Origin of the sequence: Flavobacterium aquidurense (assembly GCF_002217195.1) — a bacterium.
Lineage (GTDB): Bacteria > Bacteroidota > Bacteroidia > Flavobacteriales > Flavobacteriaceae > Flavobacterium > Flavobacterium frigidimaris.
In genome coordinates, this window is record NZ_MUGR01000013.1 from 1 (window position 1) to 12769 (window position 12769).

Consider the following 12769-nt stretch of genomic DNA (forward strand, 5'->3'; position numbering starts at 1 on the left):
TGTGTTCTTTTAAAGTTAAAAAGTTGTTAATTATGTATTGTTTTTAATTAAGATAGTATCAGTAAAATAGTACGTATGTTGGTAATTTTGGTGGCAACAATTTAACCTAAAAATAGTATGAAAATAAAATTACTAATGTTATTGCTGGTTTTTTCAGTAGGAAAAATGAGCGGGCAGGGACTTCCTTGCCGGACAACTGAAGAAAATGCAAAAGTGTATCGGGCTAACCCAAGTTCGTTTCAGGAAAAAAAAGATTTTGAAAATTTTACAAAGAACTTTACGGTTCAGCGTAAAAGCAAAACCGGAAAAACGGCAGCGCTTACTTACACCATTCCTGTAGTTTTTCACATTTATGGAGATGTTCAAAGTGGAAAAACAATTACATACGAAAAGATTGTAAACCACCTGGCGCAATTAAACGATGACTTTAACGGAAGAAATGCAGATTATCAAACCGTTGAACCTTTTTTTCAGGCAAGAAGAGGAACCATAAGTGTCGAATTTAAACTGGCCAAAAAAGATCCAAACGGAGGCTGTACAACCGGTGTCGTTTTTCATGCTGCTAAAAACGGTTACGGAAATGGTGGCGGTTATGACGACCAGATTGCTGCAGATGCCTGGGACAATACAAAATACATGAACGTTTACATTCAGAATGATTTGTATAAAGAAGGTATTTTTAATAATTCCGGAGTTGCGTGGTATCCAAATTCTGACATGACAGCAAACAATACGGCGCGTGTTGTTTTTAACGGTGCGTATCTTTATGATAACTCTTACAGCAAAGAATTTTCCGCAACCCTAACACATGAGTTTGGTCACTTCCTAAATCTAATTCACACTTTTGAAGGAGGCTGTACCGGAACGGATGAAATTGCTGATACACCACCGGAAGATGGGTTGCATACACTTGCTTGCACACCCGGAACAAATTGTAACGGAGATAAAGTAAACTTCGAAAACTACATGGGATATAATGGAGCGCAAGGCTGCTACAAAATGTACACTCAGGGACAAATCGACAGAATGTTGGCAGCGTTACAGCATCCTGCAAGAATTACACTTTGGCAGCCCCAAAATTTAATAGACACAGGAGTAAACGCAACAGAAAGCAGTTTAGTGGCGAGTGTAACCACATTAAAAGAAACAGTGGTAAATGATGGAGCTTTTGATACGCCAGCTGTTGTAACATTAAGCGCAGGCAAAACCTTTGCGTTGAGCTCGGGAACAATGACTGCCGGAACACATTTTACGCACACTTTTCCGGCAGGTATTACACCAGTAATTACAGTAAATTCAAGCGGGCAAGCAACAGTAACCCTTACAGGAAAAGCAGTTAATCATGCTATAGCGCAAAATACAACAGCCGGAATTACATTTTTGCCCGCAGCATTTACCGGAGGTACAACAGGTTTATCGTGTACTTCTTTATTTTTCAATTTAAAATTTACAGATCCGTACGGGATATTTTTTGTTGATATACCAAATATAAATATTTCTTCAGCTTTAACCTGGAAAGCATTTGACATCGCAAAAGGAGACGATACCTCATTTGGCGCCTGGCGTTATGTTGCAAATGCACTAAAAATCGAAACTTATGGCAAAAAGCTAGCTTGCGAAACCGGAACCAGAAATATTTCTTTACTGGGACAAAATGTAGCCGTAGGACCAGCAAGTAATATGACTGCTCCGGGTGCTTACCCTAATCAGTTAGATTTAAGAACGGCAACATATACCGCTTGGGATGGAAAATCCGGATATGTAGGTTTTGAATACCAAATCGAAGGACAAACTTGTTACGGATGGTTTAAAGTTGACGTTGCTGTGGGCGGAAATGCATTTACCATTTCTGAATATGCCTATAATACACAACCCAATGCACCAATTTATACCGGAATGTCAAATAAAACTGCGGTAACATTATCAGAAAGTGTTTTGTATGAAGCAGAAGTCAATGACGGTGGCGTTACCACAACCAGTGTGATTTCCTTATCGACTAATAATGCAACATTTACAAAAAGCACAGGAACCTTTACAGCAGGAACTGATTATACCGTAACCGGAGTTCCTGCGGGATTAACGGCGGTATTAACACTTCAGTCAAATAATAAAGTAGCGGTATCTTTTACAGGAAAAGCGACGGCACATCTTCCTGCCAATGATACTGCTGTTGTTGTCACCTTTAAAGACGCTGCAATCACAGGCGGAATTTCGACTCTCGATAGTACTTTCAAAACAATCAATTTGAAATTTGATGCACCTTACGGGATTTTCTATGTAAATAACCCTGATTATGTGGCTTCGGCAGCACAAACATGGCAGTATTTTGATTTAGCAATAGGAGATAATACAGAATATGGAGTTTGGCAATTTACGGCTGCAGCTTTAAAAATGGAGACTTATGGTAAAAGATTAGTAGGCCAGACAGGAACTAGAAATATCTCCTTAATTAGTCAGGGAACTTCAATTGGAGGATCAAGTAATTTTGTAACTCCCGGTGCTGCATATCCGGATCAGTTAGATTTAAGGACTGCAACTTATACAGCATGGGACAATCAAACCGGATATATAGGTTTCGAATATAAAAGCAGAGGACGTACTTGTTACGGTTGGATGCATGTAAAAGTAGAAGCAGGAGGAGTTGGTTATAGCGTTTTGGATTATGCGTATAATACAAAGCCTAACGAATCAATTTTGGCAGGATCTCACGCAACTACAACAGTTTTAGCTCCAACAAGTCTGACAGCTACTGCTAATAATACTACTTTAGAAGTGCAATTGGCATGGGTTAATAATGCTGTGAATACTACAAACATCACAATTGAAAGAGCAGGAGCTGATAATGTTTTTGCCGAGATAGTAACATTGCCAAGTACAGCGTTAACATATACAAATACAGGTTTAACTGCTGGAAATACTTATAAATATAGAGTTCGCGCAAAAGCAAATGCCATTTATTCGGCATATTCTAATGAAGTTTCTGCGACGATTACAGCCAATTCAGCTTATTGTACCACTCAGGCTGATAACAAATACGAATACATCAATTCAGTAACTATTGGAAGTTTTACTAATGCTTCCGGGAAAGATGCAGGTGGGTATACTGACTATACTTCTAAGGTAATAACGGTAGCACCTGGTGCGGTTACAAATGTAAGTCTTACGCCTGGTTTCTCAGGAGATGCCTATTTAGAATATTGGGGAATCTGGATCGATTATAATAAGAACAGCATTTTTGAAGATTCAGAAAAAGTAATTGGTGGAATTTCATCTAACGGAACTGCTACCGGAAGTTTTACTCCACTTGCTTTTACAGGATCTGCAAGGATGAGAATCGTAATGAAGTATTATTCAGCCCCATTGGCTTGCGGTAATATAGTGGATGGTGATGTAGAGGATTATACCGTAATTTCAGGAACCGTAACAACACCAAATCCGGTAACATTGGCAACGCCTGCTAATATTGGTAATGCGGGAGTATATGCGACAGGATTTTACGCCTCATGGAATACAGTTTCTAATGCTACAGGTTATGAAGTGCAATTGAATAATTCAACGACCGGCTGGACAACGTTTGGAACTTCGACAAACTATTATTTATGGATTCCAAAACAAGGAACGCAAACCGTTTACCAATTTAGAGTGAGAGCAAAAAACGCTACAGAATTTAGTGATTGGAGTGCTCCATTGACGATTGATTTACAAAACGGAAGCGCAGGAGCAGACCAAATCGATTCTACGAAGTCATTTGTAATGTATCCTAATCCGGCTTCAGAAGTAGTTAATTTTAGCTTTAAAAATCTAAATGCGGCAAGTATAAAAATAACTATTTATGATAGTACGGGAAATCTAGTTGACGTTTTACAAAACAATGTAACTTCATATCCTGTTAGTCAGCTTAGAAAAGGAGTTTATATCGTAGTGGCTACAGACGGAAGCTTTACTGAAAACAAAAAGTTGTTAATTAAATAATTATAGTTTGGTTATAAGAAAAAGGGGAAACGATTATCGTTTCCCCTTTTTTGTTTGATTAATAAATATCAAATTATACTAATCAAGTGTTGATAATGTGCCGTTAGGCACTAAATATTGCTAGAAAATATGTATTGTAAAAAATAGCGTGCCGTAGGTACGCAGTGGTATCATTTTGTTGTGTATCTACGGAAGTTGAATTATTTTACATCAATACCAAACGGATTATCAATACTGTGCATAGGAGTTGTAAACCATTTTGGACCTTCTGATGTCATATAAAAGTGATCTTCATGACGAATTCCAAATTGCCCCGGAATACAAATCATTGGTTCGTTACTTACCACCATTCCTTCTTGCAAAACTGTACTATTACCCCTTACAAGATAGGGATATTCGTGTATGTCTAATCCTGTTCCGTGACCAACACGATGAGGTAGTCCCGGAAGTTCATAATCAGGGCTTAAACCAGCTTCGGCAATTGTCTTTCGGGCTGCATCATCAACCGAGCCACATGTTGCTCCTAATTGTGCTGCATCAAAAGCTGCTTTTTGAGCTGCTTTCTCTAAATTCCAAATTTTTGTGTGTGCTTCAGTTGGAGTTCCGTATATATAAGTACGCGTAATATCCGATAAATAACCTTCTAGGCGGCAACCCGTATCAATTAATACAACATCATTTTCTTTTAAATCCTGCGGAATAGTAACACCATGCGGATATTGAGAATCATCGGCAAACAAAATAATACAGAAGTAAGAGCCTGAAGGAATTCCTGCTTTAATGTGGGCTTTATTTATAAAATCCGTTACAGTTTCAACTGTTATTCCGGGATGCAAAATGCGGGCAGCAGCGCGTTGCACCACCATTGTGATTTCTTTTGCCTGCTGAATAATAGCGATTTCATTTTTGGATTTTTGCATGCGACATCCTGCGGTAACAGGTTGTGCGTTTTCGAATTCATAAGCAGTATTGGCTTTTACTACACCATCAATTAAAAAATAACCGGCAGATTCGTCTAAAGCAATTTTACCGCTATTGATGTTTTTATTTTGAAGTATTTTACCAAATAAAGCATAAGGAGATTCATGTTCTTCCCAGCAATTAATTTCCCCGTCAATTTGTTTGTATTTATTAAAAGTGCCTTCTTCAAATTTAGGAACGATGTATTCTAAACTTCCATCTTCAAATAATAGTGCACCCACCATTCTTTCCGAAGCATTCCATTTAGTTCCTGTAAAATAATAGAGATTAGTTCCGGCATTTAAGTAAAGAGCCTTGAAACCAGCCGTTTTGATAATTGACACTGCTTTTTGAATACGCAGCAGGTATTCTTCCGGCTGAATGACTTTTACATTCAGTGTCATGTTTTGTATTTTTTCCAGTTCAGTATTTGCATTAGATCCGCCAACTCCAATAGTCATTTTCTATATTTTAAAGTTAATAATTCAAGTCAATTTTAGTTTCGGATTAAAATTAAGTAATTATTTTCGGATAGTGTTATTTTAACTTCAAGTAGATAAAATAGAATAATTTGATGGTAATATACTATCAAATTTAGAGAGATAATGCCTGTATTTTTAAAATTCAATTAAACCTTAAAAAATGAAAAGAATACAAAGTTTGTTAGTCGTGCTGTTTTTTGTTCTGACGCCGTATATAGGATCTGCGCAAACAACATCAGATTTACTTCAAAAGCTTACACAATTGTTTCCCAAAGCAGAAATTACCGTTATAGAAAACTTAGCAGGTTATTCAGAATCATATCAATTGATTTTAGACGAGCCGTTAGATCATAAAAATCCTCAAAAAGGAACATTCAAACATTATGTTTATCTCTCACATGTTGATTTTAATAAACCTATGGTTATTGAAACGCATGGTTATAATACCAATAATAGTAAGAGTGAAGTAAGTATATTGCTAAACGCAAATCAAATTGCGGTTGAATATCGTTTTTACGGAAAATCACGTCCGGAACCGCTTCCTTGGGAATATCTGACAAACGATCAGGCGATTGAAGATTATCATGCTATTGTGAGTAAACTGAAACAAATATATTCAGGAAAATGGATTTCAACCGGAATAAGTAAAGGAGGAGAAACGGCTTTGATTTATAAGTCAAAATATCCAAACGATGTCGATGTGGCGATGCCTTATGTGGCTCCGTTAATTAATACACAGGAAGATCCAAGAACAATAAATCATACAAAAACTGTTGGAACAGCAGAGTGCAGAGAAAAAATCACGGCATTTCAGAGAGCAGTTTTACAAAATAGAGAAGCAGTTTTAAAGGAGTTTGCGGATTATGCAGCAGCTAAAAAAATGACATTTACCGAAGTGCCATTTAATGAATCTTTAGAATATGCCGTTCTGGAATTTCCTTTTTCGTTTTGGCAATGGGGAGGAAAATGTGATGCAATTCCGCCAGTAACAGCCCTGCCAAAAGAATTATTCAATTATCTGAATGATGTTGTAGGTGTTAGAACTTACAATGACATAAATTATTTTAATTATCTGCCGTCCTATTATCAGCATTTAAGTGAGCTGGGGTATTATGGTTTTGATTTAACTCCCGTTGCCGATTTGCTGCAAGTTGTAAAAAGTTCCTCAAATGATCGATTTGCACCAAAAGGCGTTGAGATCAAATACCATCCTGCATATATTAAGAAAGTTCGAAAATATGTCGAAAACAAAGGAGATAAAATTTTGTATGTCTACGGAGGTTATGATACCTGGTTTTCTTGCGCTCCAACACCAAGCCCGAAACTGGATGCCTTAAAAATGGTTCTTCCAACCGGAAGTCACTCTACAAGAGTAAAAGATTTTCCTGAGAACGATAAAAAGCGAATCATGGAAACGTTAGCCCGATGGTTAGAAATAAAAGATCTCTCAGAAAAAAAATAAAACAGAATTTAGCAAAGTTATCCGTCACGAATTTACTTCGCCTGTTCGCCATCGCTCGGGTCACGGATCAGCACGAATTAATTTGTGAAAATTTGTGTGATTAGGGTTAAAATTAGATCAGCAGCTTTTGCGTCTTCAAATAATCCATCGCAAATTTACCTTCATTAAAGATCAAATCTAAAACACTTAGATTGTTGATAAATCCATGTTTGTCATCAAAAACCTGAGTGTATTTTTCGAATGTGTTAGGATCTTTTTTTCCATTTGCTAAAAACCTGAAATCGGAGATGTCTGTAGCCTCATGGAAATATTCGGTAGTTTTAGAAAACTCTAATTTCATTCGTAAACATTTGGTTACGATATCCAGCACCTCCATGTTTAAATCCATTAGAAAAGTATGTTGTTTCTCAAAAATTGGACGAATGTCGTCTTCGAAAAACTCAAAAAAGGGTGAACTTCTGTATCCGGCTTCCAATGATTTAAAATGTTGTTTTTGCCAGTCGAATTCATTCTCAATCAAAACATCTTTTGTTTTTTGATGTATTGTTTTTGAATGTTTAATAGGGATATTCAGTAGCTGAATTCCGTTTGGACTATAGATATAAGCACGGTTTCTATTGGTCTGTTTCTGAAAATTATCCTCCATTTCAAAAGTAATATTTTCAGATTGAGCCATAACTGCAAAGTGGCTAATTGACGGAAAATAGGTAGGAAGTAATAGGGAATTCATATTACATTGATTTTTGTGTTAAAAGTTTCAGGTTTCAGATTTCATGTTCGCAAAGAACCTGAAACTTGAAACCTGAGACAAAAAAAAACTATATTTTATGCTTTATTTTCTTTTCTCTTTCTCCAGAAATACTCACCTACAAAATAAGCGGCAAGAACAATCAGGAAATATTTAAAGTAAGATTGTGGCTGTCCTTCTCCATCAACAGTGGTAAAAACTCTGTCCCAACGGACTTTGTTAATACCTTTTCCGTTTGTGTCCCAGCTCATCCAGATAAAAACTGGTTTTCCTACGATATGATCTGCAGGAACGTAACCCCAATAGCGGCTGTCCTCAGAGTTATGACGGTTGTCTCCCATCATCCAGTAATAGTCTTGTTTGAAGGTGTAGCTGTTCGCTTGTTTTCCGTTTATTAAGAAATGTGAACCGTCTAACTGCAGCGTATTTCCTTCGTATTTTGTGATGATTTCTTTGTAAAATGGCAAAGATTCATTTGTTAGTGCAACCGTTTTTCCTGCTTGAGGAATATAAATTGGACCAAAATTATCCTGACTCCACTTGTTGATATGAGGGAATATCGCATTGTCATTTCCTTTGTCAATTTGTCTGATTACACCGCTGACACCAGGAGTGTTTTTAAAACGTTCAGCACTTGCTTCTGTCAGGGCTCTGAAGTAAATGGTATCTCTTGTTTGCTCATTTTTGAAATAGCCTCCGTCAGTGATGTCCAATTCTTTGATAAGAGATTGTAAATCGACAGGTGTTTTTCCGTCAAATGCTACGATATAAGAATATTGTGGTTTGGCGCGTTCCGGTAAGATTAATTTCTTTCCGTTGATAAAAACAAAACCGTCTACAATTGATAAACTGTCGCCAGGAATACCAACACATCTTTTTACATAATTTGATTTTTTATCAATCGGTTTGATGATTCCCGGCCTTCCTTTTGGCTCATAGAAATAATGAACGGTATCAACGGGCCAGTTGAAAACTACAATGTCTGATCGTTTTATTTTCTCGAAAGCAGGCAATCTGAAATAAGGTAATTGCGGCCAGCTTAAGTATGATTTTCTTTTTAAGAATGGTATGGTATCGTGAACCATTGGTAATGCTATGGTTGTCATCGGTACACGAGGGCCATAATTGACTTTACTTACAAACAAAAAGTCACCGACCAATAATGATTTTTCTAACGATGAGGTCGGAATTGTATAAGGTTGTACCACATAAGTATGTACTAAGGTTGCTACGATAATAGCAAAAAGTAATGAACTTATAGTGTCTGCGGTTTTGTTTTGCGGTCTTAATTCTCTGTTGGCATTATACTCTAATTTCTGAGTATAATTAACGTAATAGATATAAAATCCAAAAGTAAAAATCCCTAATAATGTATCTAAAGTAGATTTTTTGCCAAATGTTCTTAGGGTTTCTACCCAAACAACAGGAAACATAATCAGGTTAATAATAGGAATGAAAAGTAGTAAAGTCCACCAGGTTGGGCGGCTGATTATTTTCATTAAAATTATGGAGTTGTAAACGGGAATTGCAGCTTCCCAGCTTTTTCTTCCGGCTGCCTGATACAATTTCCAGGTTCCCAGAAAGTGAATCACTTGTACGGCTAAGAAAAATACAAACCAAAGATATAGAGTCATAATATTTTATTTAAAGTTTCAAGTTTTAAGGCTTTTTTAGTTTCGGCCTTAAAATTTCAATCTGTTATTTTAAGTTTAATACATCTTTCATGCTGTAAATCCCTGTTTTACCAGCAAGCCATTCGGCAGCAATTACAGCTCCCAGAGCAAAACCTTCGCGGTTATGGGCAGTATGTTTTAATTCGATGCTGTCGACAATTGAGTCGTAAGTTACGGTATGAGTTCCCGGAACATCGCCAATTCTTTTGGCTTCAATATGAATTTGATTTGCTTTTGCCTCTTCTAAAGTCCAATCAGCATAGTTGCTGTTTTCAATAACCCCTTTGGCTAACGAAATAGCTGTTCCGCTTGGAGCATCTAATTTTTGAGTATGATGAATTTCTTCCATTGTAACTTTGTAAGAAGAATCAAATTGTGCCATGATTTTGGCTAAATATTCATTCAATTCGAAGAAAATATTAACTCCCAGGCTAAAATTAGAACTTGATATAAAACCACCTTGTTTTTCGTTACAAAGTGCTATCATTTCGTCATAATGCTCCAGCCATCCTGTTGTTCCTGAAACTACAGGCACATTGTTGTTAAAACAGCTTGAGATATTGCTTACTGCAGCGGTTGGAACGCTAAAGTCAATTGCAACGTCAGCAGTTGAAAGTCCGTCATATGTATTGAATTCGTCTTTCTTTAAAACTATTTCGTGACCTCTTTCTAAAGCAATTCGTTCGATTACTTTACCCATTTTTCCGTATCCTAAAAGCGCAATTTTCATTTTATATATTTTTTGAGTTTAAATAACAAAAGCTATTTAAAAGTGGTAATTAAAAGTTAGTCCAACATTTGGTCGAAAAGTTATATCGTTTGGATATACTTCCGGACGCATTGATAATCTTTCGTTTACATTGAATTGAATCAAAGCGGCGTCAACATTGGCGTCTATAATGTTTAGGGCATAAAAAGCAACAACAAATAAAGCGGATAAATCCCTGTTTCGCTGATAGAATTTCTGACCTGCAACAAGTCTGCTTTCATCCAGAAACTGATAGTTATCGTCGTTATAACCTTCTAATCTTCGTTTGTAGGCATCGCGATAATCGTGGTATTTTTTATTGTTGTCAATATAAAAATACAAACTCGTACCAATTGCTCCGTAAACTAAAGGTATTTTCCAGTATTTTTTGTTGTATGCCTGACCCAAACCTGGTAAGATCGCCGAGTAAAAGGCTGCTTTTGCTGGTGTAAGCGGGTCTATTTCTTGTAACTTGCTAGTGTCTTTAACAGCTAAAACCGTTTCTGTTTTTACCTGGGCAAAAACAGAAACGGTTCCTATGAGAAAGAACAATAGACTTATGGGGACAATCTTATTCACTATCCGTTTATTAATTTTATAATTCTATTAAAGTCAGCTTCAGAATTAAAAGGAATTGTAATTTTTCCTTTTCCGTTGCCGGCGACTTTTACATCAACTTTCGCACCAAAATAATCATTGAATACACTTTTTTTCTCTTCCAGAATTTCAAAAGACGATTCGGCTTTTGCTTTTCCTTCCGGTTTTGGTTTTAAGCTTTCATGATAATTTTTCACAAGGCTTTCTGTTTCACGAACAGATAAGTTCTGGCTTACTATTTTTTGGTAGATATCAGTCTGAACATCTAAATCTTCAATATTGATAATGGCTCTACCGTGACCCATACTGATAAAACCATCACGAATACCAGTCTGAATAATTGGATCAAGTTTTAAAAGGCGTAAATAATTGGCAATTGTAGAACGTTTTTTTCCGACACGCTCGCTCATTTGTTCCTGAGTCAATTGAATTTCGTCAATCAAACGTTGGTACGAAAGTGCGATCTCAATTGGATCTAAGTCATGGCGCTGAATATTTTCAACCAAAGCCATAACCAATGATTCATTGTCATTTGCAATACGAATGTACGCCGGAACATGAGTTAAACCTACCAATGTTGAAGCACGCAAACGACGTTCTCCGGAAATTAACTGGTATTTGTTGAACTCTAATTTTCGAACAGTAATAGGTTGAATCACGCCAAGTTCTTTAATAGAAGTCGCTAATTCGCGTAACGATTCTTCATTAAAATTGCTTCTTGGCTGAAACGGATTTATTTCGATAGCACTTATTTCAAGCTCAATGATGTTTCCAACAACTTTGTCAGCATTTTTGTCTTCTACTGATGTAATGTCATTTTCCGGATCTTTTAATAATGCTGATAATCCTCGTCCTAAGGCTTGTTTTTTAATTGCTTTTGTCATAAAAACTATTTGCTGTTTTTCTTTATAATTTCTTGCGCTAAATGAATGTAATTTACCGCTCCTTTGCTTGTTGCGTCATAGTTAATGATGCTTTCTCCAAAACTTGGGGCTTCACTTAATTTTACATTTCGCTGAATAACGGTTTCAAAAACCATATCGTTAAAGTGTTTTTGAACCTCTTCGACAACCTGATTCGATAAACGTAATCTTGAATCGTACATGGTTAGTAACAATCCTTCGATATCAAGATCCGGGTTGTGTATTTTTTGAATGCTTTTGATAGTGTTCAGTAATTTTCCTAATCCTTCAAGTGCAAAATATTCGCATTGAATAGGAATTACTACTGAATCAGCAGCTGTTAAAGCATTCAGGGTTAATAAGCCCAGTGAAGGTGCACAATCGATAATGATATAATCATATTCGTCTTTTACACTTTCTAATGCTTTTTTAAGCATATATTCTCTGTTTTCTTTGTCAACCAATTCAATTTCGATGGCAACAAGATCAATGTGAGCCGGGATCACATCAACATTTACAGCTGAACATTTTATAATGGTTTCTTTTGGAGTGTTGCTGTGTTCAAGTATCTGGTAGGTACCAATCTCAACAGATTCTACATCAATTCCAAGGCCAGATGTGGCATTGGCTTGAGGATCAGCATCAATCAATAATACTTTTTTTTCTAAAACACCCAATGAGGCCGCAAGATTTACCGATGTAGTAGTTTTTCCAACGCCTCCTTTTTGATTAGCAATCGCAATGATTTTGCCCATTTATTTTCTGAATTTTGAACCGTAAAAATACAATTATTTATGGTTTCTGAAAATCTATTTTGTTAACATTTGATAAAGTTGCATTAATCGTGGTATGGTGCGTGTTTTGAAGAATTTTATTTCTCTTACGGATGAAAAGACTAAAGGAATTTCGTGCTGTTTTATTGTTGTTTTCGATCAGAAAGCACCAAAATTGCGTTTGGATCCTTAAAAAGAGATCTAAATGTTAAATTAAGATTATTTTTTAAATTGTTTTGGATAAGCAAAAAATAGTTCTATCTTTGCACCCGCTTACGGGGTGTAGCGTAGCCCGGTTATCGCGCCTGCTTTGGGAGCAGGAGGCCGCAGGTTCGAATCCTGCCACCCCGACAAAAGTCTTTTCATCTTCTTGAAAAGACTTTTTTTTTGCTTTATACTTAAGATTTTTGCTTGATAATTAAGAAGATATAGTGGATCAAACGCAAAGCTTG

The 12769-nt window shown here is 36.4% G+C and carries 9 protein-coding genes and 1 tRNA gene; 3 read left to right on the forward strand and 7 right to left on the reverse strand.

The window, feature by feature from the left end; translation table 11 throughout:
• Positions 1-117 precede the first annotated feature (117 nt).
• On the forward strand, positions 118-3972 hold the full coding sequence (locus B0A67_RS07145) for a M43 family zinc metalloprotease (protein ID WP_072964845.1): 3855 nt from the start codon (positions 118-120) through the stop codon (positions 3970-3972).
• Positions 3973-4172: 200 nt separating this feature from the next.
• Here the strand turns inward: B0A67_RS07145 and B0A67_RS07150 are convergent, their stop codons facing one another.
• Positions 4173-5393: a M24 family metallopeptidase gene (locus tag B0A67_RS07150; protein ID WP_072964844.1), complete on the reverse strand. Its 1221-nt coding sequence runs from the start codon at positions 5391-5393 to the stop codon at positions 4173-4175.
• Positions 5394-5574: 181 nt separating this feature from the next.
• Between B0A67_RS07150 and B0A67_RS07155 the strand changes: the two genes are divergently transcribed.
• Positions 5575-6876: a S28 family serine protease gene (locus B0A67_RS07155; protein WP_072964843.1), complete on the forward strand. Its 1302-nt coding sequence runs from the start codon at positions 5575-5577 to the stop codon at positions 6874-6876.
• A gap of 112 nt (positions 6877-6988) precedes the next feature.
• Here the strand turns inward: B0A67_RS07155 and B0A67_RS07160 are convergent, their stop codons facing one another.
• The 6 genes from B0A67_RS07160 to B0A67_RS07185 form a co-directional block, all read right to left on the reverse strand.
• Positions 6989-7606, reverse strand: coding sequence for a WbqC family protein (locus B0A67_RS07160; protein ID WP_072964842.1), 618 nt, complete (start codon positions 7604-7606; stop codon positions 6989-6991).
• A gap of 95 nt (positions 7607-7701) precedes the next feature.
• Complete coding sequence (gene lepB, locus B0A67_RS07165) at positions 7702-9258, reverse strand: signal peptidase I (RefSeq protein WP_072964841.1); 1557 nt, start codon at positions 9256-9258, stop codon at positions 7702-7704.
• Between the two features lie 64 nt (positions 9259-9322).
• A complete protein-coding gene (gene dapB / locus B0A67_RS07170) occupies positions 9323-10027 on the reverse strand; it encodes a 4-hydroxy-tetrahydrodipicolinate reductase (protein WP_072964840.1) in 705 nt (234 codons plus the stop codon).
• Positions 10028-10063: 36 nt separating this feature from the next.
• Positions 10064-10624, reverse strand: coding sequence for a DUF5683 domain-containing protein (locus tag B0A67_RS07175; protein ID WP_072964839.1), 561 nt, complete (start codon positions 10622-10624; stop codon positions 10064-10066).
• The gene (locus tag B0A67_RS07180; RefSeq protein ID WP_072964838.1) at positions 10624-11526 is read right to left on the reverse strand and encodes a ParB/RepB/Spo0J family partition protein; all 903 of its coding nucleotides are present in this window, start codon (positions 11524-11526) and stop codon (positions 10624-10626) included. The genes B0A67_RS07175 and B0A67_RS07180 overlap by 1 nt, the downstream gene beginning before the upstream one ends.
• A gap of 5 nt (positions 11527-11531) precedes the next feature.
• The gene (locus B0A67_RS07185) at positions 11532-12299 is read right to left on the reverse strand and encodes a ParA family protein (RefSeq protein WP_072964837.1); all 768 of its coding nucleotides are present in this window, start codon (positions 12297-12299) and stop codon (positions 11532-11534) included.
• Positions 12300-12593: 294 nt separating this feature from the next.
• Between B0A67_RS07185 and B0A67_RS07190 the strand changes: the two genes are divergently transcribed.
• A tRNA-Pro gene (locus B0A67_RS07190) sits at positions 12594-12668 on the forward strand.
• Positions 12669-12769 lie beyond the last annotated feature (101 nt).